Consider the following 26,863-nt stretch of genomic DNA (forward strand, 5'->3'; position numbering starts at 1 on the left):
TAACCACCACCTGTAACCCGGCTCTGCCGCGTACTCAAAGAAATACGCACAGGGCCACCACGAAAGGAAATGCCATCATGGCGAAGCTCTCCACCGACGAGCTGCTCGACGCTTTCAAGGAGCTCACCCTCATCGAGCTCTCCGAGTTCGTCAAGGCCTTCGAGGACACCTTCGGTGTCACCGCTGCTGCTCCGGTCGCCGTTGCCGCTGCCGGCGCCCCGGGCGCCCCGGCCGCCGCCGCTGCCGAGGAGAAGGACGAGTTCGACGTCATCCTCGAGTCCGCTGGCGACAAGAAGATCAACGTCATCAAGGAGGTGCGCGCCCTGACCTCCCTCGGTCTGAAGGAGGCCAAGGAGCTCGTCGAGGGTGCCCCCAAGGCTGTCCTCGAGGCCGCCAACAAGGAGACCGCTGACAAGGCGAAGGAGGCCCTCGAGGCCGCCGGCGCCACCGTCACCGTCAAGTGATCTGAGGGCTTCGGCCCTGCGAGCCCGGGTTCGGCGGTTTCCGCCGGCCCGGGCTTGCTACATCGCGGAAACAGTTCCGCCACAGATCGGTCAAGCTGCAGCGCAGCGCTCCGATCGTTCCAACCGCGGGAGGCTACTGGAGAGTAGCCTCCCGCGGTTTGTTTCGTTATCTTGAACACACGCCGAGCGCGAAGGTCGTGATCCGACCGTCGAAGCGTTCGCCGAGAGGACCCGTCTCGGGTGGCGATCACCGTCGCCGTTCGCAGCCGCTATGGTTTACAAAAGTGTGACGCGTGTCGCAGGAAGTGCGTAACCCCCGTCACACTCTGCCGTTAGTCGGGCAGTGGGGGACTTGAGGGAGACCTCCGCGAACAGGAAGGGAGCCGGCCCGGATGGGTGTAGACGTAAAGATCGAAGGGCTGACCAAGAGCTTTGGTAAGCAGCTCATCTGGAAGGACGTCACGCTGACGCTGCCCGCGGGCGAGATCAGCGTGATGCTCGGGCCGTCCGGCACCGGCAAGTCGGTGCTTCTCAAGACCCTCATCGGTCTGATCAAGCCCGACCAGGGCTCGGTGGTCATCGAGGGCGTCGACATCGCCACGTGCTCGGAGCGGGATCTCTACGAGGTCCGCAAGCTCTTCGGGGTGCTGTTCCAGGACGGCGCCATGTTCGGTTCGATGGACCTGTTCGACAACGTCGCGTTCCCGCTTCGTGAGCACACGAAGAAGAGCGAGTCGGAGATCCGCAACATCGTCATGGAGAAGATGGACCTGGTGGGTCTCATCGGTGCCGAGAACAAGCTTCCCGGTGAGATCTCCGGTGGTATGCGCAAGCGTGCCGGCCTGGCGCGTGCCCTCGTCCTCGACCCGGAGATCCTGCTGATCGACGAGCCCGACTCGGGTCTGGACCCGGTGCGTACGGCGTTCATCAACCAGCTCTTCATCGACCTGAACGCGCAGATCGACGCCACGTTCCTGATCGTGACCCACGACATCAACTCGACGCGTACGGTGCCGGACAACATCGGCCTGCTCTACCACAAGCACCTGGCGATGTACGGGCCTCGCGAGATGCTGCTCAGCTCCGAGGAGCCCGTGGTGCGGCAGTTCCTCAACGCCCAGACGATCGGGCCGATCGGTATGTCGGAGGAGAAGGACGCCGACGAGCTGGCCGCGGAGAAGGACATGGGCCTGCCGCCGCTGCCGCCGATCCCGATGCAGCTCGAGCCGTCCAACGGCATCCCCCGTAAGTACCAGCGTCCCCCGGGTGCCTGGTGCCGGGAGAACGGTGTCACCCCGCCGCCGGGGTCGTTCCGTCCCGACGCCGCCATGGCCCCCGGTGGCGTGAAAGCAGATCCGACAGAGGCTCCTCACTGATGTCTTCTCTGACCGCTGCCAGGGTCCTGAAACCGATCGGGACCGCTGGCTCACTCTTCGCGTTCGGGCTGGACGTGGGGCGAGCCGTGTTCCGGCGCCCCTTCCAGTTCCGCGAGTTCATCCAGCAGGCGTGGTTCATCGCGTCGGTGACGATCGTCCCGACCGCGCTGGTCGCGATCCCCTTCGGTGCGGTCATCGCGCTGCAGGTGGGTGGCCTCGTGCAGCAGTTCGGTGCGCAGTCCTTCGTCGGGTCGGCCGCGGTCCTCGCGGTCGTCCAGCAGGCCGCCCCGATCGCGACCGCGCTGCTGGTCGCGGGTGCTGGTGGTTCGGCGATCGCCGCCGACCTCGGTGCCCGGAAGATCCGTGAAGAGCTCGACGCGATGATGGTTCTGGGCATCGACCCGATCCAGCGTCTGGTGGTCCCGCGTGTGCTCGCCGCGATGATGATCGCGGTCTTCCTCAACGGCCTGGTCTCGATCGTCGGGGTCATGGGCGGGTACGTCTTCAACGTCATCATCCAGGGCGGCACCCCGGGTGCCTACCTGGCCAGCTTCACCGCGCTGGCGCAGATGGCCGACCTCTGGCAGGGCCTGGCGAAGGCGCTCGTGTTCGGTCTGATCGCGGCGATCGTGGCTGCGTACAAGGGCATGAACGCGGGCGGCGGCCCGAAGGGCGTCGGTGACGCCGTGAACGAGTCGGTCGTCATCACGTTCCTGCTGCTGTTCATCGTCAACTTCGTGATGTCTGCGATCTTCCTGCAGATCATCCCGAGCAAGACCGGTTAGGAGGCGAGACGGATGGCGAACATCAAGGCGATCTACGAGAAGCCTGCCAAGAGCCTCGACCACCTCGGTGACGAGCTCGGTTTCTACCTGCGTGCCGTGTCGTGGTTCCCACGCACGCTCAGGCGCTACAAGAAGGAGATCCTCCGGATCCTCGCCGAGGTCACCCTCGGCTCCGGTGCGCTCGCCGTCATCGGCGGCACCGTCGGCGTGATCCTGGCGATGACCTTCTTCACCGGAGCCCAGGTCGGGCTCTCCGGCTACACCGCCCTCGACCAGCTCGGCACCAGTGCGTTCTCCGGCTTCGTGTCGGCCTACTTCAACACCCGTGAGATCGCGCCGCTGGTCGCCGGCATCGCGCTCGCCGCGACGGTCGGCTGCGGTTTCACCGCTCAGCTCGGCGCGATGCGGATCTCCGAGGAGGTCGACGCGCTCGAGGTGATGGCGATCCCGTCGCTGCCCTTCCTGGTCACCACCCGGATGATCGGCGGCCTGATCGCGATCGTGCCGCTCTACGTGGTCGGTCTGCTCTCCTCCTACGTCGCCACCCGGTTCACGGTGATCCTCTTCTACGGCCAGAGCGCCGGCACCTACGACCACTACTTCAACACCTTCCTGCCGCCCGTGGACGTGCTGTGGTCCTTCGGCAAGGTGCTGATCTTCGCGGTCGTGGTGATCCTGATCCACTGCTACCACGGCTACAACGCCTCCGGCGGTCCTGCTGGCGTGGGCGTCGCGGTCGGCAAGGCGGTACGTACGAGCATCGTCGCCGTCTCCGTGCTCGACCTGATGCTCTCCATGGCGATCTGGGGCAGCACGACGACTGTGAGGTTGGCGGGATGACTCAGACACTCAGCCGAGACGGCATCGAGCACCACGTGCCCGCTCCTCACAAGCGGAGCGCCGTGGCCCTCGCCTGGGCTCGGCAGAAGGGCAAGATCCTCGGCATCGTCTTCATCGCCCTGGTCCTCACCGCGCTCGTCCTGACCTGGGCGCAGTTCACCAACAAGTTCGGCGACTTCGAGGAGATCACCCTCAAGGCCGACCGCATCGGTCTGCAGCTTCCCGACCGCGCCGACGTCAAGGTCCGTGGCCTGATCGTCGGCGAGGTCCTCGACATGAAGGCGACCGACGAGGGCGCCGAGCTGACCCTGGGGCTCTTCCCCGACGAGATCAGCAAGGTCCACCCCGACGTGACCGGCGCGATCCTCCCCAAGACGCTCTTCGGGCAGAAGTACGTCTCGCTGATCCCGCCCGACTCCGACTTCACCGAGTCGATCCAGCCGGGCGCCGTCATCGAGAAGACGAAGCTGGCCACCGAGGTCCAGGCCGTGCTGCGCGACCTCTACCCGCTGCTGCGGACGATCCAGCCGGCCGACCTCAACATGACGCTCAACGCCATGGCCACCGCGCTCGAGGGGCGCGGCGAGAAGCTCGGCGAGTCGCTCGACACCCTCGACTCCTACCTGAAGCGGCTCAACCCCGAGATCCCGGCGCTGATCGAGGACCTCGAGCTCGCCACGAAGGTCTCCGGCACCTACCAGGCCGTGCTGCCCGAGCTGGGTCAGATCCTGCGCAACACCATCGTCACGGCGACCACGCTCGAGGACCGCGAGGCACAGCTCAACAAGATGCTGACCGACGTCACCGCCTTCTCCAACACCGCTGACAAGTTCCTCGACGACAACGGCGACACGCTGATCCAGCTCGGCGAGGTCGGCCGCCCGGTCACCCAGGCGCTGGCGCGCTACGCCCCGATGCTCCCGTGTCTCATCGGCGGCATGGACACCCTGACCGACGAGTTCACCGAGGTGTTCCGCAACTACACCGTCCACATCACGCTGGAGACGCTGCCGCACCAGGCGCGCCCCTACAACACCAACGACAAGCCGCGCTACGGCGAGGACAGCGGTCCCGACTGCGGCGAGCTCCCCAACGCGTCCTGGACCCAGGCGAAGCCGTTCGCCCCGTTCCCGAACAAGGACGACGGCGTCGACGAGCCCACCGGAAAGGGCGTCATGCGTTCTGCCACCGGGACGACCGGATACTCGGCCCTGTCCTACGTCGGTACGTCGGCCGAGGCCGATGTCATCAACGAGCTGTTCGCTCCGGGCATGGGCATGACCGCTGACGAGGTCCCCGACCTCGGTGCGCTGATGCTCGGCCCGGCGGCGCGTGGAGCGGAGGTGAGCTACCGATGACCGCGGTCAAGCTCTTCGACGCCAAGACCTTCCAGGACTTCTGGAAGCTGATCATCTTCATCGTCGTCACGACGCTGGCCACCGCGCTGCTCGCGATCACGATCGGCAACGTGACCTTCGGCCAGACCGATGAGTACAAGGCGGTCTTCACCGACGTCACCGGTGTGAACAAGGGCGACGACGTACGCATCTCGGGGGTCAAGGTCGGCTCGGTCAAGGGCATCGAGATCTCCGACGACGCCCGTAGCGCCGTGGTCACCTTCACGGTGGACAGCGCGCAGCAGCTCGCGACCACGACCGAGGCGACGATCAAGTACCGCAACCTGATCGGCCAGCGCTACCTCGCGCTGACCAACCAGCTGGTGGGCGACGCGTCGGCGCTTCAGGAGGGCCAGACGATCCCGGTCGGGCAGACCCACCCGGCGCTCGACCTGACCGTGCTCTTCAACGGGTTCAAGCCGCTGTTCCAGGCGCTGTCGCCCAACGACGTCAACACCCTCTCCTACGAGATCGTCCAGGTCTTCCAGGGCGAGGGCGGCACGCTGGAGAGCCTGCTCTCCCACACCGCGTCGCTGACCTCGACGCTGGCGGAGAAGGACCAGATCATCAACGCCCTGATCGACAACCTCACCGAGGTGCTCGAGCACGTGGGAGACCGCGAGAAGGAGCTCTCGAGCCTGATCGTGACCTTCCGTGACTTCGTCGGCGGTCTCAACAAGGACCGCGAGGCGATCCTGGGATCCCTCGACCAGATCTCGGCTCTGTCCGTGGAGACCGCTGACCTCGTGCACGAGGCGAAGGACCCGCTGCTCGAGGACCTGCGCCAGGCCCGGAGGTTCTCCGACCAGGTCGCCAAGGACAAGCGGCAGCTCGACGACGCGATGGAGCTCCAGCCGATCAAGCTGGACAAGATCGGTGCGACGGCCAGCTACGGCGGTTGGTTCAACTTCTACCTGTGCGGTCTGCGGGGCACGATCCGCGACCCCGAGGGCAAGGACCTCGACATTCCGCTCTACCAGCCCGGTCAAGCGAGGTGCAACCTCGGATGATTCCCTTCCGCGAACGTAACCCAGTCAAGATCGGTGCCGTCTCGATCGCCGTCCTCCTCATGCTGATGGTGATGGCGTTCAAGGCCGACAGCCTGCCGCTGATCGGTGGTGGCACCACCTACTACGCCAACTTCTCCGAGGCCGGTGGTCTCAAGACCGGCGACGAGGTCCGGGTGGCCGGTGTCCGGGTCGGCAAGGTCGACTCGATCGAGCTCGACGGCAACCAGGTCAAGGTCGGCTTCAAGATCCGCGAGAAGGTCAACTTCGGTGAGAGCTCCGGTGCCGGCGTACGCGTGAAGACGCTGCTCGGCGACATGTTCCTCGAGCTCCAGCCGGCCGGCGAGGGCCAGATGAAGGCGGGAGCCACCATCCCGGTGGACCGCACCGAGTCTCCCTACGACGTGGTCCAGGCCTTCGAGGGCCTGGCCGACACCTCCGCCAACATCGACAAGGACCAGCTCGCCGCGGCGCTCACCACGCTCGCCGACCTGACCCGGTCGACGCCGGAGGAGTTCCAGGCGGCCCTCACCGGCGTCTCCGACCTCTCCCGCAACCTGGCCGCCAAGGACGAGCGCATCGACTCGCTGCTCACCCAGCTCGACCGGGTGACCAAGGTGCTCGACGAGCGCGACGAGGACCTGATCGCTCTGATGAACGACGCCAACCAGCTGTTCGCAGCCCTGGTCGAGCGGCGCGAGGCGGTCCACAACCTGCTCCTCTCGACCCAGCAGCTCTCCAAGGAGCTCTCGCAGTTGGTCGACGACAGCCGGGCCGACCTCAAGCCGGCGCTCGAGAGCCTCGACGTGATCCTCGACGTGTTCACGAAGAACGAGGAGAACCTCGAGAAGTCCCTGCGGCTGATGGCGCCGTTCTACAAGGTCTTCAACAACACCCTGGGCAACGGTCCGTGGTGGGACACCTACGTCCAGAACATGCCTCCCGTACCGGCAGTCACTGGGAGGACCCCGTGAACAAGTACATCGTCCCGATCATCATCGGTGCGCTCGTCCTGGCGGTCGGCGCCTGGGCGCTGGTCCGCGACACCGGCGAGAAGACGCTGGTGGCGCACTTCCCCCGCACGGTCTCCCTCTACGAGGGCAGCGACCTGCGCGTGCTCGGTGTCGCCGTCGGCAAGGTGACCGCCGTCGAGCCGAACGGCACCGACGTCAAGGTCACCATGGAGTACCGGGAGGACGTCGACCTGCCCGCCGACGGGAAGGCCGTGGTCATCTCGCCCTCCATCGTCGGTGACCGCTACGTCCAGGTCACGCCCGCCTACGACGGCGGCGAGAAGATGGACGACGGGGCGGTGCTGAGCACCGACAAGACGTCGGTCCCGGTCGAGCTCGACCAGATCTACTCCAGCGTCGACGACCTGGTGGTCGCGCTCGGGCCGGACGGCGCCAACAAGAACGGCGCGCTCACCGATCTGCTGCAGCAGACCGCGAAGAACCTCGGCGGCCAGGGCGAGAAGATCAACTCGACCGTCGGCGACCTCGGCAAGCTGACCAAGACGCTCGACAACCGCGACGAGCAGTTCTTCGACTCCGCCGAGCAGCTCGAGGGCTTCATCGGCACGCTCGCCGAGAACGACCAGACCGTACGCGACTTCGCCCAGGCCCTCGCGGAGGTCTCCTCGATGCTGGAGGGTGAGCGTCAGGAGCTCGCGGCGTCGATGAAGAACCTGTCGGTGGCGCTGACCAAGGTGACCCAGTTCGTCCGCGACAACAAGGCGATCCTGCGCGAGGACATCCAAGGCCTCAACCGGATCGGCAAGGTGCTCGTGAAGCAGCGCAAGGCGCTCGACGAGAGCCTCCGGACCGCTCCGCTGGCCCTCAACAACCTGGGCCTGGCGTACAACCCGGAGACCGGCACGCTGGACACCAACGCCAACATCACGATGGTCCTCGACGAGATCGTCCAGAACCCGGCCTCGTTCCTGTGCAGCCTGGTGGACCAGGCGACCAACGGCAGCAGCGCCGAGATCTGCACGCAGATCCGGCAGATGCCCGGTCTGAACCGCTCCGCGGCGATCGGCCCCGGCACGGGCTCGTCCTACGGAGTGCCCTATGACATGTCGCTCGGCGGCCTGGTGGAGGTGACGGACCGATGAGGACCATGAAGCGCGCCGTCCAGGCGTTCGTCGGTGTGCTCGTCGGCGCCCTGATGCTGACCGGCTGCGGCAGCTTCTCCGTCTACGACCTGCCGCTCCCGGGCGGTGTGGACGCCGGAGACGACGCGATCTCGGTCACCGCGCAGTTCCAGGACACCCTCGACCTGGTGCCCCAGTCGACCGTGAAGCTCGAGGACATCGACGTCGGCAAGATCAACAAGATCTGGCTCGACGACGGTGTCGCGACCGTCGAGATGCTGCTGAAGAAGGACGTGGACCTGCCCGCCAACACACGGGCCTCGATCCAGCAGACCTCGCTGCTCGGCGAGAAGTTCGTCTCGCTGGAGCGGCCGGCGGAGCCCGAGTCGACGAAGCTGACCGACGGTTCGACCATCCCGCTGGCCCAGACCGGCCGTAACCCGGAGATCGAAGAGGTCTTCAGTGCGCTGAGCCTGCTGCTCAACGGTGGTGGCGTCGCCCAGCTGAAGACGATCTCGACCGAGCTCAACAAGGCCCTCGCGGGTCGCGAGGACTCGGCTCGCTCGGTGCTCCACCAGGTGGAGAAGCTGGCGCGCGACCTCGACAACAACAAGGAGAAGATCGTCGCGGCCATCGAGGCGCTCGACGCGCTGGCGAAGGCCACCAACGCGCAGATGGGCTCCATCGACGCCGCCCTCGACGAGCTGCCCTCGGCGATCTCCAGCATCGACAAGCAGCGCGCCGACCTGGTCAAGATGCTCGAGGCGCTGGAGCGGCTCGGCGACACCGGCGTACGTGTCATCAGGGCGTCGAAGGACAACACGATCGGCATCGTGAAGGACCTCCGGCCGCTGCTGTCGAACCTCGCCGACGCCGGCGACGACTTCGTCAAGGCGATGAACACGATCCTCACCTACCCGTTCGTCGACCAGGCGGTCGGTGGCTCGCCGCAGACCGCGCGCAACCTGCACATGGGTGACTTCGTCAACCTCGACGTCACCGTCGACCTCAACCTCGACACCCTGCTGCAGAACGCCCCTCGGGTCGGAAGCGCCGCCTGCTGGGGCCTCGAGGAGATCAACCGGAAGATCAAGACCTTCCCCGACGAGGAGACGGCTCTCGACTGGCTCAACAACCTCACCAACGTCTGCAAGGAAGGCGGGCTGGCCAGTGCCATCGACACCTGCCAGGAAGCGCTGACCGGGCAGTCGACGGCGCCTCAGGCGTGCGTGACCGGTGTGCTCGGCTCCATCGGGAAGACCCTCGACGGCCTGCTCGGCCTCGGGACGTCCTCGTCCGACGACGGCAGCACGTCGGGTGACGACGGCACCGGGTGCGTCCTGCTGCTGTTCTGTCGCGCCGGCGCGACACCAGGCACGCACGCGGTGACGTACGAGGAGCTGAGCAAGGAGCTCGACCCGGGTCTGACCTCGCTGATGATCCCGGCACTGAGCACCTCGAGCAACACTCATCAGGAGGGCGTCTCATGATCACCCGCCGTACGAAGATGCAGCTGATGATCTTCCTGCTGATCACCCTCGTCGGGGTCAGCTTCGTCGGTGCGCGCTACGCCCGGCTGGGGTCCCTGTTCGTCAAGGACCACTACGTCGTGATGGCCCACTTCGAGCAGTCTGGCGGCATCTACGAGGACGCCGAGGTCGACTACCGAGGCGTCAAGATCGGCCAGGTCGGTGAGCTCGTGCTCAACCGCAGCGGCGTCGACGTCACGCTGAAGATCGACAACGCGTGGAAGGACAAGATCCCGGCGGACAGCCTCGCCGTGGTCGGCAACCGCTCCGCCGTCGGTGAGCAGTACGTCGAGCTGCAGCCGCAGTCGAAGGGTGCGCCCTACCTCGAGGAGGGGTCGGAGATCGCCCGCGCGGCGACGGCCACGCCGCTGCCGACCGAGAAGCTGCTCGAGGACATCACCGTCACCGTGAACTCGGTCGACCAGAAGGCGCTGACGACCACCGTCGACGAGCTCGGCAAGGGTTTCGCCGGCACCGGTCAGGACCTGCAGACCATCATCGACACCGGCACCGCGTTCGTGGAGACCGCCGACCAGAACTTCGGGCTGACCACGCAGCTGATCCGGGACAGCAACACCGTCCTGCAGGGGCAGCTCGACAGCACCTCGGCGATCACGTCGTTCGCGACCGACCTGGAGCTGTTCACCGGCACGCTCGCAGGCTCCAACAAGGACCTGATCAAGCTGATCGAGAGCGGCTCCGCCGGCGCCACCGAGCTGCGTACGTTCCTCGAGCAGAACGACGTCGAGATCAGCGAGCTCCTCAACGAGGTGCTGGTGACGGGCAAGGTCGTCCGCAAGAACCTGCCGGGCGTCAAGCACCTGCTCTCCATCTTCCCCACCGTGGTGGAGGGCAGCTTCGCCGTGGTCGACGTCGGCCACCCGGGCCTGGCGCAGGCGCACTTCGGACTGGTGATCACCAGCCAGACTCCGTGCAAGAAGGGCTACGAGAGCACCAAGAAGCGCAGCCCGCTGGACCTGCAGAGCCGTCCGTTCAACACCGAGGTCTCCTGCACCGAGGACCCGTCCAAGTCCAACGCCCGCGGCTCCAGCCAGCTGCCGCGCGCCGGTGTCGGCGAGGCCGGCTCGGTCGCGTCCTTCGACCCGGAGACGGGCAAGCTGACCTGGGGCGAGGCGGAGGACACCTCGGTGTCGACCGCGGCGCCGTCCTCCTACGGCGACGACGCCTGGAAGTGGCTCTACCTCCAGCCGATGGAGACCCAGTAGCGCGACGACTTCGACCACATGCAGCCCGCCGGGTTCGGGGCCCCGGAGTGCTGCCGCATCGACCGATTCGCCGGCGGCGTACGGTGAGGATGCCTGGAAATGGCTCCTGGAGCCACTGACCACAGAGAGTGATCCGTTTTGAGCACCACGACCGACCCCGGACCCGATACGGAGACCGGCTCAGAGAACGACCAGGCGACGGCCAGGCAGGGCGCTCTGCTCCGCTGGGGCGTGCTGGCGCTGCTGATCGCCGTCATCATCGCCGCCGTCGGCTACGTCGGCTGGCAGCTTACCCGCGGCGCCGACGACTCCGTGGTGAGCCAGCGCGAGCAGGTGATGGCCGCTGCCGACAAGTTCGTCGGGCGGGTCAACACCTACGGTCCCGAGGACATCGGCAGCGACAAGAAGACGATGCCGGACTACCGCAAGGAGGTCGGCGCGCTGCTGACCCCCAAGTTCGAGAAGAGCTTCCTCGGCAACGTCGCCTTCGCCGAGGCCACCGTCGTCCAGCAGGGCGTCGGTCGCACCAGCGACGTGCACAGCACGGCGGTCGCCGGCCTCGACGAGGACAGCGCGACGGTGCTGGTCGTCGCCGAGCTCGCGATCAGCTACCCGAAGTCCGAGGGGTCCGAGGAGCGCGTCGAGGCGGCGCGCCAGCTCGCACGGACGGAGGTGGAGCTCGTGAAGCAGAACGGGAAGTGGCTGGTCGACGACTGGTATCCCGCCGAGGAGGCTCCTACTTCGGAAAGCAGCGAAGGGGTGACACCATGAGTTCCACGATGACTTCTCCGACCTGGTACGACCTGCTCGACGTCGAGCCCGACGCCGCCACCGACGACATCCGGGCGGCCTGGAAGGCGGCGATCGCCGATCTGGACCCGACCGACCGTCGCTTCCGCACCCTCAACGAGGCCGCCGCGGTCCTTCTGGACGCTGACAAGCGGGCTGCGTACGACGCCGAGCTCGCGGCCCTGGAGGCCGCCGCTGCCGCGGACGAGGAGGACGAGAGCGACGAGGTCGAGGACGACGGCCCTGAGGCCGCCGTGGAGACCGCTGCCGTCGAGGACGCGGTGGCCGAGGACGTACCCGCTCCCGAGGACGCCGAGGACTCCGACGACGAGGCGAAGGAGCCCGGCGGCCGTACGCTCCCGCTGCTCCCGACGTGGGGCCTGGTCGCCGCCGCTGCCCTCGCCCTGGCCGCGGTCGTGGCCGCCGGTGTGGTCTTCTTCGGGCAGGAGAAGGTGGAGACCGTCTCCAACAACAACGTCACGACCAGCACGGTCGAGGGTGCGGTGGGCAAGCAGATCACCCGCAACCACAAGCTCCTCGTCGAGGAGCAGGGCGCCGAGGCGCTCGAGGCGGCCAAGAAGGCCGTGGTCCCGCTGCTGTCCTACGACTACAGCAAGATGGACGCGTCGAAGAGCAAGGCTCACGACGTGATGACGAAGGACTACCGCGAGGACTACGACCGTCTCTTCGCGGTGCTCGTCGACAACGTCCCCGAGACGAAAACCGTGGTGAAGACCCTCGCCCCGGTCGACGCCGGCGTCATCCGGGTCTCCGACGACACCGTGCAGATCCTGGTGCTGGTCGACCGTCAGGTCACCAACGCCCAGCGCAGCACCCCGATCGGCTACCAGGAGTACGCGATGCTCACCATGACCAAGGTCGGCGACGAGTGGCTGGTGGACAAGGTCGAGACCCAGCCCAGCAAGGACTAGGCCCGCAGGCCTCGTCCTACCTGTCAAGTGATCGGATCAACCTTCCCGGAGGACGGACCGATTGGCGCGGATGCTTGACCCGGGGTGCCGAAGAGGCGCATGATCATCCGCGATGCTCGACAAGGCAACGATCGACAACGCCGACGGTCGGGCGCCGAAGGTGTGAATGAAGGAACGCCGGACTTTAATTGAGGCCCGGTGTTGTGAAGTGCGCTTTTATGCCGTACTATGGCGCTTTGCGCATGCCTTCATATGCCCCTCAGCCTGCCCGGTGGCTGTTCGGTGGTCGGCGGCGCGAATCCACCTGCGAACCTTGTCGAAGGATTCCTCTTGGCCGCGCGCACCTCGTCGGGTGACTCCACCCCTCGCCGCATCTCTTTCGCAAAGATCTCAGAGCCTCTCGAGCTCCCTCAGCTCCTCGCCCTCCAGACCGAAAGCTTTGACTGGCTGATCGGCAACGAGCGCTGGCAGGAGCAGGTTGCCGCCCGCGAAGCCGCGGGTGAGGACGTGTCTCACAAGTCCGGTCTACAGGAGATCTTCGAGGAGATCTCCCCGATCGAGGACTTCTCGGAGACGATGTCCCTCTCCTTCGAGAGCCCTGTCTTCTACGACCCCAAGTACACCGTCGAGGAGTGCAAGGAGAAGGACTTCACCTACTCCGCGCCGCTCTATGTCTCGGCGGAGTTCACCAACAACGACACTGGTGAGATCAAGGGCCAGACGGTCTTCATGGGTGACTTCCCGCTCATGACCGACCAGGGCACCTTCGTCATCAACGGCACCGAGCGTGTCGTCGTCTCCCAGCTCGTCCGGTCCCCGGGCGTCTACTTCGAGCGCACCGCCGACAAGACGTCCGACAAGGACATCTACACCGCCAAGCTGATCCCGAGCCGTGGTGCCTGGCTCGAGTTCGAGATCGACAAGCGCGACCTCGTCGGTGTCCGCCTCGACCGCAAGCGCAAGCAGAACGTCACGGTGCTGCTCAAGGCCCTCGGCTGGACCAACGAGCAGATCCGCGAGGAGTTCGGCGAGTACGAGTCGATGATGCTGACCCTGGAGAAGGACAGCACCACCGCCCAGGACGACGCGCTGCTCGACATCTACCGCAAGCTGCGCCCGGGCGAGCCGCCCACGCGTGAGGCCGCGCAGACGCTGCTGAACAACTACTACTTCAACCCGAAGCGCTACGACACCGCCAAGGTCGGCCGCTACAAGGTCAACAAGAAGCTCGGCCTGACCGAGGCCTTCGACCAGCAGACCCTGACCGTCGACGACATCGTCGCGACGATCAAGTACGTCGTGGCGCTGCACGACGGGCGTACGCAGCTCGAGACCCCGCAGGGCACGATCGACATCGCCGCCGACGACATCGACCACTTCGGCAACCGCCGGATGCGGACGGTCGGCGAGCTGATCCAGAACCAGCTGCGTACGGGCCTTGCTCGTATGGAGCGCGTCGTGCGCGAGCGGATGACGACCCAGGACGTCGAGGCGATCACGCCGCAGTCCCTGATCAACATCCGTCCCGTGGTCGCTGCGCTGAAGGAGTTCTTCGGCACCTCGCAGCTGTCGCAGTTCATGGACCAGAACAACCCGCTCGCGGGCCTGACGCACAAGCGTCGTCTGTCGGCCCTCGGCCCGGGTGGTCTCTCCCGTGACCGCGCCGGCATGGAGGTCCGAGACGTCCACCCGTCGCACTACGGCCGGATGTGCCCGATCGAGACCCCTGAAGGTCCCAACATCGGTCTGATCGGCTCGCTGGCCTCCTTCGGCCGGATCAACCCGTTCGGTTTCGTGGAGACGCCCTACCGCAAGGTCGTCAACGGCGTCGTCACCGACCAGATCGACTACCTGACCGCCGACGACGAGGACAAGTACGTCATCGCGCAGGCCAACGCGGCCGTCGACGAGAACATGAAGTTCGCCACCGAGCGCGTCCTGGTCCGCCAGCGCGACGGTGAGGTCTCCGAGCTCCTGGCCGACGAGGTCGACTACATCGACGTCTCGCCGCGCCAGATGGTGTCGGTCGCGACCGCGCTGATCCCGTTCCTCGAGCACGACGACGCCAACCGTGCGCTCATGGGCGCCAACATGCAGCGTCAGGCCGTTCCGCTGGTCCGCAGCGACTCGCCACTGGTCGGCACCGGCATCGAGTACCGGGCCGCGGTCGACGCCGGTGACGTGCTCGTCGCCAAGAAGGCCGGTGTCGTCAAGGAGGTCTCCGCCGACGTCATCGAGACCCTCAACGACGACGGCACCTACACCACCTACAAGCTGGCCAAGTTCGAGCGCTCCAACCAGGGCAACTGCGTCAACCAGCAGCCGCTGGTCGACGAGGGCGCCCGGGTCGAGGTCGGCTCCCCGCTGGCCGACGGTCCGGCGACCCAGGGTGCCGAGATGGCGCTGGGTGCCAACCTCCTGGTCGCCTTCCAGTCGTGGCAGGGCCACAACTACGAGGACGCGATCATCCTCTCCCAGCGTCTGGTGCAGCAGGACTACCTCACCTCGATCCACATCGAGGAGCACGAGGTCGACGCCCGCGACACCAAGCTGGGTCCGGAGGAGATCACCCGGGACATCCCGAACGTCTCCGAGGAGATGCTGGCCGACCTCGACGAGCGCGGCATCATCCGCATCGGCGCCGAGGTCACCACCGGTGACATCCTCGTCGGCAAGGTCACGCCGAAGGGCGAGACCGAGCTCACCCCGGAGGAGCGTCTGCTCCGCGCGATCTTCGGTGAGAAGGCGCGCGAGGTCCGCGACACCTCGATGAAGGTTCCGCACGGCGAGGAGGGCACCGTCATCGGTGTCCGCGTCTTCGACCGTGAGGAGGGCGACGAGCTGCCCCCGGGCGTGAACCAGCTGGTTCGTGTCTACGTGGCGCAGAAGCGCAAGATCTCCGTGGGTGACAAGCTCGCCGGCCGTCACGGCAACAAGGGTGTCATCGCGAAGATCCTGCCGGTCGAGGACATGCCGTTCATGGAGGACGGCACCCCGGTCGACGTTCTGCTCAACCCGCTCGGTGTTCCGCGTCGTATGAACATCGGACAGGTCCTGGAGCTCCACCTCGGCTGGCTCGCCAAGCAGGGTTGGGACCTCAACCTCTCCGACGACCCCGACGACAGCGCCTGGAAGCAGCGCCTGATCAAGATCCACGCCGACAAGGCCGACCCGGGCACCAAGGTGGCCACGCCGGTCTTCGACGGTGCGCGTGAGGACGAGATCACCGGTCTGCTCGCCTCGACCCTCCCGAACCGGGACGGTCGGCGTGTGGTCGGCACCGACGGCAAGGCCCGCCTCTTCGACGGTCGCTCCGGCGAGCCGTTCCCGGAGCCGGTGGCCGTGGGCTACATGTACATCCTGAAGCTGCACCACCTGGTCGACGACAAGATCCACGCGCGTTCGACCGGTCCGTACTCGATGATCACCCAGCAGCCGCTCGGCGGTAAGGCCCAGTTCGGTGGCCAGCGCTTCGGTGAGATGGAGGTCTGGGCGATGGAGGCGTACGGCGCCGCCTACGCCCTGCAGGAGCTCCTGACCATCAAGTCGGACGACGTGCCCGGCCGCGTGAAGGTGTACGAGGCGATCGTCAAGGGCGAGAACATCCCCGACTCGGGTATCCCGGAGTCGTTCAAGGTTCTCGTCAAGGAGATGCAGTCGCTGTGCCTGAACGTCGAGGTCCTGAGCCAGGACGGTTCGGCGATCGAGCTCCGTGACGCGGAGGAGGACGTCTTCCGCGCCGCCGAGGAGCTCGGCATCGACCTGTCCCGCCGCGAGCCCTCTTCCGTAGAGGAAGTCTGACGAGCGGGAGGTGCGCCTCCGGGCGCACCTCCCTCCCTCAGTCCCCTTTAACTTTCCAAGAACTAACGAAGGAACTGGAAGCCACCGTGCTCGACGTCAACTTCTTCGATCAGCTCAAGATCGGCCTGGCCACCGCGGACGAGATCCGCGCGTGGAGCCACGGCGAGGTCAAGAAGCCTGAGACCATCAACTACCGCACGCTCAAGCCCGAGCGTGACGGCCTCTTCTGCGAGAAGATCTTCGGTCCCACCCGGGACTGGGAGTGCTACTGCGGCAAGTACAAGCGCGTGCGCTTCAAGGGCATCATCTGTGAGCGCTGTGGCGTCGAGGTCACCCGCTCCAAGGTACGCCGCGAGCGCATGGGCCACATCGAGCTCGCCGCTCCGGTGACCCACATCTGGTACTTCAAGGGCGTTCCGTCGCGGCTGGGCTACCTGCTCGACCTCGCCCCGAAGGACCTGGAGAAGGTCATCTACTTCGCTGCGTACATGATCACCTCGGTCGACGAGGACGCGCGTCACCGCGACCTGTCCTCGCTCGAGGCCAAGGTCGACCAGCAGCGCAAGATGCTGACCGGCCGGCTCGACGTGGCGATCAACGACCGCGCCAAGAAGCTCGAGACCGACCTGGCCGCGCTCGAGGCCGAGGGCGCCAAGTCCGACGCCAAGCGCAAGGTCAAGGACGGCGCCGAGCGCGAGATGAAGCAGCTGCGCGACCGCACCGAGCGTGAGGTCAACCGTCTCGACGAGGTCTGGGACACCTTCAAGAACCTGAAGGTCCAGGACCTCATGGGCGACGAGCTGCTCTACCGCGAGATGAAGACCTGGTTCGGCAAGTACTTCGAGGGCCACATGGGCGCCACGGCGATCCAGAAGCGCCTCGAGAACTTCGACATCGAGGCCGAGGTCGAGAACCTGCGCGAGACCATCGCCACCGGCAAGGGTCAGCGCAAGGTCCGCGCGCTCAAGCGCCTCAAGGTCGTCGACGCCTTCCGCAAGACCGGCAACCAGCCGACCGGCATGGTGCTCGACGCCGTCCCGGTCATCCCGCCGGACCTGCGCCCGATGGTGCAGCTCGACGGTGGCCGCTTCGCGACCTCCGACCTCAACGACCTCTACCGTCGTGTGATCAACCGCAACAACCGCCTCAAGCGTCTCCTTGACCTCGGTGCCCCCGAGATCATCGTGAACAACGAGAAGCGGATGCTGCAGGAGGCCGTCGACTCGCTGTTCGACAACGGCCGTCGTGGCCGTCCGGTCACCGGGCCGGGCAACCGTCCGCTGAAGTCGCTCTCCGACATGCTCAAGGGCAAGCAGGGTCGCTTCCGTCAGAACCTGCTCGGTAAGCGCGTCGACTACTCCGGTCGTTCGGTCATCGTGTCGGGTCCGCAGCTCAAGCTGCACCAGTGCGGTCTGCCCAAGCAGATGGCCCTGGAGCTGTTCAAGCCGTTCGTGATGAAGCGCCTGGTGGACCTGAGCCACGCTCAGAACATCAAGTCCGCCAAGCGGATGGTCGAGCGTGCCCGCCCGGTCGTGTGGGACGTCCTCGAAGAGGTCATCACCGAGCACCCGGTTCTGCTGAACCGTGCGCCCACCCTGCACCGCCTCGGCATCCAGGCCTTCGAGCCGCAGCTGATCGAGGGTAAGGCCATCCAGCTGCACCCGCTCGTCTGCACCGCGTTCAACGCGGACTTCGACGGTGACCAGATGGCTGTCCACCTGCCGCTGTCGGCGGAGGCCCAGGCCGAGGCTCGCATCCTGATGCTCTCGACCAACAACATCCTCAAGCCGTCCGACGGTCGTCCGGTCACCATGCCGACCCAGGACATGATCATCGGTCTCTACTTCCTCACCTCCGACCGTGACGGTGAGGTCGGCGAGGGTCGTGCCTTCTCGTCCCCGGCCGAGGCCATCATGGCCTTCGACCACCTCGAGATCACGCTGCAGTCGAAGATCAAGATCCGCCTCGACGACATCGTCCCGCCGATCGGCTACGACGTCCCGGAGGGCTGGACCGCGGGCGACCCGCTCGTCGTCGAGACCACGCTGGGCCGGGTGATCTTCAACGACACCCTCCCCGCCGACTACCCCTTCGTGAACTACGAGGTCGGTAAGAAGCAGCTCGGCGCGATCATCAACGACCTGGCCGAGCGCTACACCAAGGTCGAGGTCGCGGCGTCGCTGGACGCGCTCAAGGACAACGGCTTCCACTGGGCCACCCGTTCGGGTGTCACGGTCTCCATCGACGACGTCACCACGCCGCCGAACAAGGCCGAGATCCTGGAGACGTTCGAGAAGCAGGCTGCCAAGGTGCAGAAGCAGTTCGAGCGTGGTCTGGTCACCGACGAGGAGCGCCGTCAGGAGCTCGTCGAGATCTGGACCGAGGCTGCCAAGGTCGTCGGTGCTGCGATGGAGGAGGCGTTCGACCGCAAGAACCCGATCTTCATGCAGGTCACCTCGGGTGCGTCGGGTAACTTCAACCAGATCCGCCAGGTCGGCGCCATGCGAGGCCTGGTGGCCAACCCGAAGGGCGAGATCATCCCGCGGCCGATCAAGTCGAACTTCCGCGAGGGTCTCTCGGTCCTGGAGTACTTCATCTCCACCCACGGTGCTCGTAAGGGTCTGGCCGACACCGCGCTGCGTACCGCCGACTCGGGTTACCTGACCCGTCGTCTGGTGGACGTCTCGCAGGACGTCATCATCCGTGAGGACGACTGCGGCACCGAGCGCGGTCTGCCGAAGGTCATCGGTGTCGACCAGGGCGGCGTCGTCGTCAAGGACGACAACGCCGAGACCGCTGCGTACGCTCGCACGGCTGCCGTCGACATCGAGCACCCGCAGACCGGCGAGGTTCTCGCGGTCGCCGGTGAGGACCTGGGCGACGTCAAGATCGAGGAGCTGGTTCGCGCCGGCATCACCGAGGTCAAGGTCCGTTCGGTCCTCACCTGTGAGGCCCGCACGGGTACGTGTGCCAAGTGCTACGGCCGCTCGCTGGCCACCGGCAAGCTCGTCGACATCGGTGAGGCGGTCGGCATCATCGCCGCCCAGTCCATCGGTGAGCCGGGCACCCAGCTGACCATGCGTACGTTCCACACCGGTGGTGTGGCCTCGGCCGACGACATCACGCAGGGTCTGCCGCGTGTCGTCGAGCTCTTCGAGGCGCGTACGCCGAAGGGTGTCACGCCGATCTCCGAGGTCGCCGGTCGCGTCGAGATCGAGGAGACCGACAAGGCCCGCAAGGTCCTGGTCACCCCGGACGACGGTTCGGACGTCAAGGAGTACGTCGTCTCCCGTCGCTCGCGGCTGCGGGTCGCCGACGGCGACCACATCGAGGTCGGCCAGGCGCTGACCATCGGTACGCCGGACCCCAAGGAGGTCCTCCGTATCCTCGGTGTCCGCAAGACGCAGCAGCACCTCGTCGACGAGGTCCAGGCCGTGTACCGGTCGCAGGGTGTGTCCATCCACGACAAGCACATCGAGATCATCGTGCGGCAGATGCTGCGCCGGATCACGGTGCTCGAGTCCGGTGACACCAACCTGCTGCCGTCCGACCTGGCCGACCGCATCGACTTCGAGTCGGAGAACCGGCGCGTGGTCTCCGAGGGCGGCAAGCCGGCCTCGGGTCGTCCGGAGCTGATGGGTATCACCAAGGCCTCGCTGGCCACCGAGTCCTGGCTGTCGGCGGCCTCCTTCCAGGAGACCACCCGCGTCCTCACCGACGCTGCCATCAACGGCCGCTCCGACTCGCTGCGCGGTCTGAAGGAGAACGTCATCATCGGTAAGCTCATCCCGGCCGGCACCGGCCTGGAGCGCTACCGCAACATCAAGGTCGAGCCGACCGATGAGGCTCGTGCCGCGGCGTACTCCGTGACCGGTTACGACAACTACGACTACGAGTTCGGCAACACCGGCGGCCAGGCCGTCGCGCTGGACGACTTCGACTTCGGTTCCTACCAGAGCTGATCGAGTGGTCTAGAAGGCCCCGCCACCTTCGGGTGGCGGGGCCTTCGTCCTTTTCAGGGCACGAGGAGCCAGCGTCCGTCGGATCCCGGTGCCGCCTCCGCCTCCTGGTAGGCCTCGGCGGCCTTGCTCAGCGGACGGGTCGCGGCGATCCGGGTCGGCACGGTGCCGTCGGCGGCCAACCGGAGGAGGTCGGCGAGCATCGCCCCATCAGGCTGGTTCAGCGCGGTCGAGACCTCGATGCCGCGCTCGGGCGCCGGTGCCCGGCCGGGCTTGACGCTGACGTAGCGGCCGCCGTCGCGTACGCCTGCCAGCGCCGGTTCGTTGAGCGCTGCCAGGTCCAGGACGGCGTCGTGCCCGTGCGGCTCGATCTCGGTGACGGCGCGGTCGGCGCCGGTGGCGAGGTGCTCGGTGCCGGGGCGTACCAGGGCGTCGACCGTCCAACCGTCGGCTTTGGCCAGCCCGGATGCCCACAGGCCGACGCTGCCGGCGGCACCGGTGACGAGGAGGCTGCCGCGTTCGGTGCCGAGCAGGTCGAGTGCCTGGCGGGCGGTGAGCGCGTTGAGCGGAGCCGCGGCGGCCGCCTCGAGCGTGAGCCCGTCGGGTACGGCCGCTGCGGCGGAGGCGGGCACCACGACCTCGGTCGCGTGGGCGCGGGCGCCTGCGGCCGGGTTGCCATGGAGACCGGCGACGCGGTCGCCGACAGCGAATCCGGAGACGGCCTCGCCGACCGCGGTGACCACACCGCTGAAGTCGAAGCCGAGGCCGATCACGTCGGGGAGGCCGATGGCTGCGTGGTCGCTCGCGACGAAGGCGTCGAAGAGGGTGAAGCCGGCGGCGGCCACCTCGACCCGGATGTCGTCGGGGCCGAGCGGCTGGGCCGGGAGCTCCTCGAGGTGCGGGGTCGGGTCGCCGGCGCGGGAGATGAGTGCGTACATGGTGTTCGTCCTTTGTGGTGGTCTGTCTGGTTGCCTGCACTACTTTCGGTGCCCTACTCTCCGTTGGGAAGAAGGCACTTTGAAGTGGCGTACGCACCTGGAGGTCTGCCATGGGGACGACGACAGCCGAACGACCGAGCGGATTCGACGCGTTCTCAGCGCTGTGTCCGAGCCGGCGGCTGCTGGACACGATCGGTGACAAGTGGGTGAGTCTGGCGATCGTGGCGCTGGGGCTCCGCGGCCCGCTGAGGTATTCGGAGCTGGCCTCGCAGATCGAGGGGGTGAGCCAGAAGATGCTGACCCAGTCGCTGCGGAGGATGGAGCGCGACGGTCTGCTGATCCGCACGGTGACGCCGTCGGTGCCGGTGCGGACCGACTACGAGCTCACCCCGCTCGGGCTGACGCTGCTGCCCGTCCTCGCCCACCTCAAGGCGTGGGCCGAGGAGCACATGGCCGAGGTGGACGAGGCCCGCACGACGTACGACGGCAGGGTCTGAGAATTTCTCGAGATCGGACGCAACGAACCCCGCGGTCCGAACGTCACAGGGGTAGGACGATGAGTTAACTGGCTGGGTTATCTGGCTGGCATCTGCTACTCGAGGAGCAAAGATGCGGCACCTACGGCTGATGGTGGTCGGCGTCTGGATCCTCGGCGTGCTCGCGGTGGGAGGTTGCGGGTCGACGAAGGACGGGGCGGTCGACGCGTCACCATCTGCCTCCGGGACCGCGGATCCCACCTCGGGAAGCAGTGCACCATCGTCCCCGACTCAGTCCTCACCGGCGGCCACGGGGGGTTCGCCGGTGGGGACTGAGTCTCAGAACGCTGACGCCGCGCCGGCGGATCCGGTGACGCCGAAGTGCGTCAACGCCGACCTGAAGGCGGGCTATCGGGCCACCGATGCGGGCGCGGGATCGCGGTTCGGTGAGATCACCCTGACCAACGTCTCCGACCACGCCTGCTCCTTGGGTGGCTTCGGCGGTCTCTCGTACGTCGGCGGTGGCGACGGCACGCAGGTCGGTGCGCCCGCGAAGCGTGAGGGCGGTTGGCGCAAGGTCATCATGAAGCCGGGTCAGGTGGCCGTCAGCGCGGTCGCCGAGTCGACGGCGGAGAACTACCCGGCCGCGGACTGCAGGCCGACCGAGGTGGACGGGTTCCGGGTCTACGTGCCGGACTCCTACGACTCCCAGTTCGTCCGCCACCAGACGACCGGGTGTGCGGACAAGAACGTGTCGCTCCTGTCTCATCGCGCGTTCCACTAGCGGCCATCCGGCAGCGCGATCCTGGCGGGCATGAGACGTGTCCGAGCAGGCCTCCTCGTTGCCGCGGCGCTCCTGGCGAGCTCCGCCCTCTCCGCTCTTTCCCCGGCGCACGCCGAGAGCGATCCGCGTACCTTCGACCTCCAGGCGCACCGTGGTGGCATCGCGCTGACGGTGGAGAACACGCTGCCGGCCTTCGCGCGGGCGCTCAAGCTGGGCGTGAGCACCCTCGAGCTCGACGTGCAGATCACCGACGACGGCTACGCGGTCGTGACCCACGACCGGGACCCGAACCCGGCCAAGTGTGTCGACACCGCACCGGCGTTCCCCGGTGATCCGGAGTTCCCGTACGTGCCGAACCGGACCTACATCAGGAACCTGACGCTCGCCCAGGTGCGCACGATCGACTGCGGGTCGATGCGCCAGCCGCAGTTCCCCCAGCAGGAGCTGTCGCCGGGGGAGCGGATGCCGCTGCTCTCGGAGGTGTTCGCGCTGGTCAACAGCTACCACGCCGGCCAGGTCACGCTGAACGTGGAGACCAAGGTCGAGGCGGGGGCGCCGGAGCAGACCGCGCCGCGCGAGCAGTTCGTCCGCGTCGTCCTGGCCGAGATCCGACGCGCACACATCCGCAACCAGGTCACCATCCAGAGCTTCGACTGGGGTGCGCTGAAGCGGTTCCGCGAGGTCGAGCCGCGGCTGTCGATCGTCGCGCTGACCAACGGGCAGCAGTTCCTCCAGCAGGGACAGCCGGGGGCCTCGCCGTGGCTGGGCGGGATCGACATCGACGACTTCGAAGGGTCGCTGCAGGAGCGGTACGTCGCGGCCGCGGACTCGTTCGGGGCGGATGCGGTCTCGCCGGTCCACGGCGACCCGCAGGGCGGCTCGGTGTCCGATCCGGGCTATGTGCCGTTCACGAACCAGGAGCTGGTCGACGCGGCGCACGCGCGCGGCATCGCGGTCGTGCCGTGGACGGTGGACGACGTCGCCACCATGGAGCACCTCATCGGGCTGGGGGTCGACGGGCTGATCACCGACAAGCCGGACGTGCTGCGCGAGGTCCTGGCCGAGCACGGCTACAAGCTGCCGCGTATATACGCAGGTCACCAGTAAGAAAGTCGCCTACCCTCTGGGGTATGGCAGCTGATCTGGACAGACACGTCCGCGGGATCGTCGACAGCGTCGCCTATCTGGTGCTGGCGACCTCGGATCCCGACGGGAGGCCGCGTACGTCGCCGGTCTACTTCTCCCACGACGGTTACCGGGACCTCTACTGGGTCTCGGCACCCGACGCCCAGCACTCCCGCAACATCGTGCGCGACCCGCGCGTGGCCGGGGTCATCTTCGACTCCTCGGTCCCGCCCGGGTCCGGCGCGAGCGCGGCGTACGTCACCGGGATGGCTCGCCAGGTGCCGGACTTCGAGCTCGAGAAGCGCTGCGCGGTGGCGTTCCACCGGCTGGTCGGGACGGCGCGGGCGTTCAAGCCCGAGGAGCTGCGCGGAGAGGCGCCGCTGCGGCTCTACGTGATGGACGTGGAGCTCTGGGAGGCGCACCTTCCCGGGGTCGACCCGGACGACGAGGCGGCGCCGGAGACCCGCGTCGAGGCGGCCCCGGAGATCTGAGCCTCAGCTCGAGGGGCGGAAGACGAGGTGGATCTCCTCGCGCAGCTCGAGCCGCTCGATGCCGATGCCGTAGACCGGCTCCAGGATCTCGGGGCGGAGCACCTCGTCGACGGTGCCGCGCGCGGCCACTCGGCGCTGGTCGAGCAGTACCACGTCGTCGCAGTAGCGGGCCGCCAGGTTGAGGTCGTGGAGCACGACGATCGCCGTGGTCCCGAGCTTGCGGACCAGCGAGAGGATCTCGTGCTGGTAGCGGATGTCGAGGTGGTTGGTCGGCTCGTCGAGGAGCAGGTGGGTCGCCTCCTGGGCCAGCGCCCGGGCGATGAGCACCCGCTGACGCTCGCCCCCGGAGAGCGCGGCGAAGGAGCGTGGACCGAGGTGGGTCCCGCCGACCCGCTCCAGGCACTCCGCGGCGATCTCCAGGTCGTGCTCACCGGCTCTGGCGAAGGCGGACAGGTGCGGCGTACGTCCCAGCAGCACCATCTCGCCGGCGGTGAGAGAGGTGTCCGTGCCGGACTCCTGGACGACGACGGCCAGCCGGCGGGCGACCTCCTTGGCGGGCAGTCCGGCGAGGTCGTCGCCGTCGATCTGGACGGTGCCGCTGCCGCGGAGGGCGCCGTAGAGCATCCGGAGCAGGGTGGTCTTGCCGCTCCCGTTCGGGCCGATCAGACCCAGCACCCGGCCCTCGTGGGCGTCGACGTCGACGTCCTCGAGGATGCTCGTGGCGCCGTACGTCCAGGACAGCCCGCCGGCCTCGATCACCGGCCGAACCTGTCGATGATCCGCTCCAGGCCGTCGACCGAGAGCGCCGAGGGCGGCTCGGTGAAGTTGAACAGCTGCGCCATCACGTCGCCGTTCCTGACCGCGGTGAGGTCCTCGGCGCCGGCGAGCTGGGTGATCGACTCCTCGACCTTCGCCGGGTCGCCGGCGTTGTGGAGCAGGATGATCACGTCGGGGTCGCGCTCGAGGAGGTCCTCGGTCGAGACCTCGAAGACCCGCTCGTCGACGTCGGCGAAGACGTCCTCGAACCCGGCCGCCTCGAGCTGCGGATGGGCCATCGAGCGGGTGCCGTAGGCGTAGGTCACGCCGCCGCCGACGGTGGGGTAGAGAACCGCCGCCGTGCGTCCCTTGCCGACCTTCTTCGTCTCCAAGTCGGTGACGCGTTTGCGCAGGTCAGCGACAGCCTTGGCGGCTTCGTCCGTCTTGTCGAAGACGCGGCCGTAGGCCTCGAGCTGGCTGTAGACGTCGTCGAAACCGGGGTCGTCGACGCCCTCCGGGCACATCGCCGGCTCCTCGAGGAGATCGATGTCGACCGCGTCGAGGGTGTCCCGGGAGAGGTTGTCGACCTCGCCGAGGACCAGGTCGGGCTCCTCGGCGATCACGACCTCCTTGGAGATCTGCAGGTGGCCGCTGGTGTCCATCTCGTCGGTGAGCAGCGGGATCTCGTCGAGCTCGGCCCGGGTCTCGGTGTCGTAGTAGTCGGCCGGGTAGTCACCGGCCCGGGCCACGACCTGGTCCATCACGCCGAGCGCGTGCAGGTAGGGCACCGCGGAGCTCTTCAGCATCACGACGCGCTCCGGTGGGGCCTCGAAGGTGACCTCGGCGCCGCAGTTCTCGATGGTGACCGGGAAGCCGTCTCGGGCGGCCTCGGTGCCCGCGGCGTCGGCGCCGCAGGCGGTGGTCGTGGCCAGCACGAGGGCGGCGGTGGCGATCGTGGGGCGGATCATGTCGGGCTCCTGGTGATGGGTCGGGCGGGTGGTCAGACGTCGCGGGCGGAGAAGCGCCGGATCAGGACGATGAGGAACGGCGCTCCCAGGAGCGCGGTGACGATCCCGATCGGGATCTCCTGGGGCTGGAGCAGGACGCGGGCGAGCACGTCGGCCCAGACCAGGAGGATCGCGCCCATCAGCGCGGCTGCGGGGACGGCCACGGCATGGGCGGAGCCGACCGCGCGGCGGGCCAGGTGCGGCACCACCAGGCCGACGAAGCCGATGCTGCCGGCGGCCGAGACGACCACGCCGACGGTCAGTGCCACGACGACCAGCAGCAGCGTGCGGAACCGGTCGGGGGAGACTCCGAGGGTGTGCGCGGTCTCGTCGCCGATGGCGAGCGCGTCGAGGCCGCGACCGGACAGGGTCAGCAGGGTGATCGTGGCGATCACCGCGACGGCCACGACGGCGAGCAGGCCGTCCCACTGGGCCAGGCCGAGCGAGCCGAGCAGCCAGAACATCACCGACCGCGCCCCTTCGGCCGAGCCCGAGGCGAAGATCAGGAAGCTGGTCAGGCCGTAGAGCAGATAGCCGACCGCGACACCGGAGAGCAGCAGCCGCAGCGAGGTGACCCGGCCGCCGCTGCGGGCCAGTGCGAACACCAGGAACGACGCGGCGAGAGCACCGAGGAAGGCGGAGCCAGGCAGGGCGTACGCCCCCAGGCCGGTGCCCGCGCCGAAGAGGATCGCCGCCGCGGCGCCGCTGGAGGCGCCGGAGTTGATCCCGAGCAGGTAGGGGTCGGCCAGCATGTTGCGGACCATCGCCTGCAGGGCCATGCCGGTGACGGCCAGGCCCGCACCGACCAGGGCGCCGAGGAGGACGCGGGGGAGGCGTACCTTCCACACGATCGCCTCCTCGGTGGCCTTCCAGCCGGTCTCGGGCAGGCCGAGGAGGTGGTGGCCGAGGATCTGGGCGACTGTCCCCGGCGTGACGTACGCAGCGCCCAGCCCGACCGCGACGACGACCGTCGTCACGGCGGCTGCGAGGAGGCCCAGGAGCCAGATGACGGCGCGCCGGCGGCGGCGACGTACGCCGAGAGGGTCGTGCACGTGGGGGCCTTCCGAGACTGCGCCGAGGGTTAAT

22 protein-coding genes are annotated in these 26,863 nt (G+C 67.4%); 18 read left to right on the forward strand and 4 right to left on the reverse strand.

The window, feature by feature from the left end; all coding sequences use genetic code 11:
• Positions 1-77 precede the first annotated feature (77 nt).
• The 14 genes from rplL (at position 78) to ACWZJV_RS17515 (ending at position 20,203) form a co-directional block, all read left to right on the forward strand.
• Positions 78-464, forward strand: a complete 387-nt coding sequence (rplL, locus tag ACWZJV_RS17450) for a 50S ribosomal protein L7/L12 (protein ID WP_008362878.1) — start codon at positions 78-80, stop codon at positions 462-464.
• Between the two features lie 392 nt (positions 465-856).
• Positions 857-1,840: an ABC transporter ATP-binding protein gene (locus ACWZJV_RS17455; protein ID WP_008362877.1), complete on the forward strand. Its 984-nt coding sequence runs from the start codon at positions 857-859 to the stop codon at positions 1,838-1,840.
• Positions 1,840-2,625 (forward strand): MlaE family ABC transporter permease, encoded by a 786-nt coding sequence (locus ACWZJV_RS17460; RefSeq protein WP_008362876.1) that lies wholly within the window; start codon positions 1,840-1,842, stop codon positions 2,623-2,625. Before ACWZJV_RS17455 ends, ACWZJV_RS17460 begins: the two co-directional genes overlap by 1 nt.
• A 12-nt stretch (positions 2,626-2,637) precedes the next feature.
• A complete protein-coding gene (locus tag ACWZJV_RS17465) occupies positions 2,638-3,465 on the forward strand; it encodes an MlaE family ABC transporter permease (protein WP_008362875.1) in 828 nt (275 codons plus the stop codon).
• Positions 3,462-4,823 carry an MCE family protein gene (locus ACWZJV_RS17470; protein ID WP_457177442.1) on the forward strand — a complete coding sequence of 454 codons (1,362 nt, stop codon included), beginning with the start codon at positions 3,462-3,464 and terminating at the stop codon, positions 4,821-4,823. The genes ACWZJV_RS17465 and ACWZJV_RS17470 overlap by 4 nt, the downstream gene beginning before the upstream one ends.
• The gene (locus tag ACWZJV_RS17475) at positions 4,820-5,872 is read left to right on the forward strand and encodes an MCE family protein (RefSeq protein WP_457177444.1); all 1,053 of its coding nucleotides are present in this window, start codon (positions 4,820-4,822) and stop codon (positions 5,870-5,872) included. The genes ACWZJV_RS17470 and ACWZJV_RS17475 overlap by 4 nt, the downstream gene beginning before the upstream one ends.
• Complete coding sequence (locus tag ACWZJV_RS17480) at positions 5,869-6,843, forward strand: MCE family protein (RefSeq protein ID WP_457177446.1); 975 nt, start codon at positions 5,869-5,871, stop codon at positions 6,841-6,843. The genes ACWZJV_RS17475 and ACWZJV_RS17480 overlap by 4 nt, the downstream gene beginning before the upstream one ends.
• Positions 6,840-7,985, forward strand: coding sequence for an MCE family protein (locus tag ACWZJV_RS17485; protein ID WP_196875681.1), 1,146 nt, complete (start codon positions 6,840-6,842; stop codon positions 7,983-7,985). The genes ACWZJV_RS17480 and ACWZJV_RS17485 overlap by 4 nt, the downstream gene beginning before the upstream one ends.
• Positions 7,982-9,454, forward strand: a complete 1,473-nt coding sequence (locus ACWZJV_RS17490; RefSeq protein ID WP_457177448.1) for an MCE family protein — start codon at positions 7,982-7,984, stop codon at positions 9,452-9,454. Before ACWZJV_RS17485 ends, ACWZJV_RS17490 begins: the two co-directional genes overlap by 4 nt.
• Entirely contained in the window at positions 9,451-10,719 is a 1,269-nt protein-coding gene (locus ACWZJV_RS17495) for an MCE family protein (protein ID WP_457177450.1), read from the forward strand. Before ACWZJV_RS17490 ends, ACWZJV_RS17495 begins: the two co-directional genes overlap by 4 nt.
• A gap of 138 nt (positions 10,720-10,857) precedes the next feature.
• Positions 10,858-11,490: a hypothetical protein gene (locus ACWZJV_RS17500; RefSeq protein WP_457177452.1), complete on the forward strand. Its 633-nt coding sequence runs from the start codon at positions 10,858-10,860 to the stop codon at positions 11,488-11,490.
• 8 nt (positions 11,491-11,498) lie between these two features.
• Positions 11,499-12,440, forward strand: a complete 942-nt coding sequence (locus ACWZJV_RS17505; RefSeq protein WP_457177454.1) for a J domain-containing protein — start codon at positions 11,499-11,501, stop codon at positions 12,438-12,440.
• A 330-nt stretch (positions 12,441-12,770) separates the two neighbouring features.
• A complete protein-coding gene (rpoB, locus tag ACWZJV_RS17510) occupies positions 12,771-16,241 on the forward strand; it encodes a DNA-directed RNA polymerase subunit beta (RefSeq protein WP_457177456.1) in 3,471 nt (1,156 codons plus the stop codon).
• Between the two features lie 86 nt (positions 16,242-16,327).
• The gene (locus tag ACWZJV_RS17515) at positions 16,328-20,203 is read left to right on the forward strand and encodes a DNA-directed RNA polymerase subunit beta' (RefSeq protein WP_196875676.1); all 3,876 of its coding nucleotides are present in this window, start codon (positions 16,328-16,330) and stop codon (positions 20,201-20,203) included.
• 53 nt (positions 20,204-20,256) lie between these two features.
• Here the strand turns inward: ACWZJV_RS17515 and ACWZJV_RS17520 are convergent, their stop codons facing one another.
• Positions 20,257-21,138 (reverse strand): alcohol dehydrogenase catalytic domain-containing protein, encoded by an 882-nt coding sequence (locus tag ACWZJV_RS17520; protein WP_457177458.1) that lies wholly within the window; start codon positions 21,136-21,138, stop codon positions 20,257-20,259.
• Positions 21,139-21,248: 110 nt separating this feature from the next.
• On the opposite strand from ACWZJV_RS17520, the gene ACWZJV_RS17525 reads away from it, so the two are divergent.
• The 4 genes from ACWZJV_RS17525 to ACWZJV_RS17540 all read left to right on the forward strand — a co-directional run bounded on the left by ACWZJV_RS17525 (position 21,249) and on the right by ACWZJV_RS17540 (position 24,014).
• Positions 21,249-21,635 carry a winged helix-turn-helix transcriptional regulator gene (locus ACWZJV_RS17525; RefSeq protein ID WP_457177460.1) on the forward strand — a complete coding sequence of 129 codons (387 nt, stop codon included), beginning with the start codon at positions 21,249-21,251 and terminating at the stop codon, positions 21,633-21,635.
• Between the two features lie 304 nt (positions 21,636-21,939).
• On the forward strand, positions 21,940-22,398 hold the full coding sequence (locus ACWZJV_RS17530) for a DUF4232 domain-containing protein (protein WP_457177462.1): 459 nt from the start codon (positions 21,940-21,942) through the stop codon (positions 22,396-22,398).
• Positions 22,399-22,428: 30 nt separating this feature from the next.
• A complete protein-coding gene (locus ACWZJV_RS17535; protein ID WP_457177464.1) occupies positions 22,429-23,505 on the forward strand; it encodes a glycerophosphodiester phosphodiesterase family protein in 1,077 nt (358 codons plus the stop codon).
• A 23-nt stretch (positions 23,506-23,528) separates the two neighbouring features.
• A complete protein-coding gene (locus ACWZJV_RS17540; RefSeq protein ID WP_008362844.1) occupies positions 23,529-24,014 on the forward strand; it encodes a pyridoxamine 5'-phosphate oxidase family protein in 486 nt (161 codons plus the stop codon).
• A gap of 3 nt (positions 24,015-24,017) precedes the next feature.
• Here ACWZJV_RS17540 and ACWZJV_RS17545 read toward each other — a convergent pair whose 3' ends face one another.
• Genes ACWZJV_RS17545 through ACWZJV_RS17555 form a run of 3 tightly spaced genes read right to left on the reverse strand, consistent with a single transcriptional unit; the run spans position 24,018 to position 26,829 of the window.
• The gene (locus tag ACWZJV_RS17545; RefSeq protein ID WP_457177466.1) at positions 24,018-24,773 is read right to left on the reverse strand and encodes an ABC transporter ATP-binding protein; all 756 of its coding nucleotides are present in this window, start codon (positions 24,771-24,773) and stop codon (positions 24,018-24,020) included.
• Positions 24,770-25,738, reverse strand: a complete 969-nt coding sequence (locus ACWZJV_RS17550; protein ID WP_457177468.1) for an ABC transporter substrate-binding protein — start codon at positions 25,736-25,738, stop codon at positions 24,770-24,772. The genes ACWZJV_RS17545 and ACWZJV_RS17550 overlap by 4 nt, the downstream gene beginning before the upstream one ends.
• Before the next feature lie 32 nt (positions 25,739-25,770).
• Positions 25,771-26,829 carry a FecCD family ABC transporter permease gene (locus ACWZJV_RS17555; RefSeq protein WP_457177470.1) on the reverse strand — a complete coding sequence of 353 codons (1,059 nt, stop codon included), beginning with the start codon at positions 26,827-26,829 and terminating at the stop codon, positions 25,771-25,773.
• Positions 26,830-26,863 lie beyond the last annotated feature (34 nt).

It is taken from the genome of Nocardioides sp. WG-D5 (genome assembly GCF_054031175.1).

Excerpts from the sequence above, each read along its gene's own strand:
- ACWZJV_RS17480 (WP_457177446.1), top strand. The coding sequence starts at position 5,869 with ATGATTCCCTTCCGCGAACGTAACCCAGTCAAGATCGGTGCCGTCTCG.
- ACWZJV_RS17495 (WP_457177450.1), top strand. The coding sequence starts at position 9,451 with ATGATCACCCGCCGTACGAAGATGCAGCTGATGATCTTCCTGCTGATC.
- ACWZJV_RS17455 (WP_008362877.1), top strand. The coding sequence starts at position 857 with ATGGGTGTAGACGTAAAGATCGAAGGGCTGACCAAGAGCTTTGGTAAG.
- ACWZJV_RS17535 (WP_457177464.1), top strand. The coding sequence starts at position 22,429 with ATGAGACGTGTCCGAGCAGGCCTCCTCGTTGCCGCGGCGCTCCTGGCG.
- ACWZJV_RS17470 (WP_457177442.1), top strand. The coding sequence starts at position 3,462 with ATGACTCAGACACTCAGCCGAGACGGCATCGAGCACCACGTGCCCGCT.
- ACWZJV_RS17550 (WP_457177468.1), bottom strand. The coding sequence starts at position 25,738 with ATGATCCGCCCCACGATCGCCACCGCCGCCCTCGTGCTGGCCACGACC.
- ACWZJV_RS17475 (WP_457177444.1), top strand. The coding sequence starts at position 4,820 with ATGACCGCGGTCAAGCTCTTCGACGCCAAGACCTTCCAGGACTTCTGG.
- ACWZJV_RS17465 (WP_008362875.1), top strand. The coding sequence starts at position 2,638 with ATGGCGAACATCAAGGCGATCTACGAGAAGCCTGCCAAGAGCCTCGAC.
- ACWZJV_RS17460 (WP_008362876.1), top strand. The coding sequence starts at position 1,840 with ATGTCTTCTCTGACCGCTGCCAGGGTCCTGAAACCGATCGGGACCGCT.
- ACWZJV_RS17520 (WP_457177458.1), bottom strand. The coding sequence starts at position 21,138 with ATGTACGCACTCATCTCCCGCGCCGGCGACCCGACCCCGCACCTCGAG.
- ACWZJV_RS17490 (WP_457177448.1), top strand. The coding sequence starts at position 7,982 with ATGAGGACCATGAAGCGCGCCGTCCAGGCGTTCGTCGGTGTGCTCGTC.
- ACWZJV_RS17505 (WP_457177454.1), top strand. The coding sequence starts at position 11,499 with ATGACTTCTCCGACCTGGTACGACCTGCTCGACGTCGAGCCCGACGCC.
- ACWZJV_RS17540 (WP_008362844.1), top strand. The coding sequence starts at position 23,529 with ATGGCAGCTGATCTGGACAGACACGTCCGCGGGATCGTCGACAGCGTC.
- rplL (WP_008362878.1), top strand. The coding sequence starts at position 78 with ATGGCGAAGCTCTCCACCGACGAGCTGCTCGACGCTTTCAAGGAGCTC.
- ACWZJV_RS17525 (WP_457177460.1), top strand. The coding sequence starts at position 21,249 with ATGGGGACGACGACAGCCGAACGACCGAGCGGATTCGACGCGTTCTCA.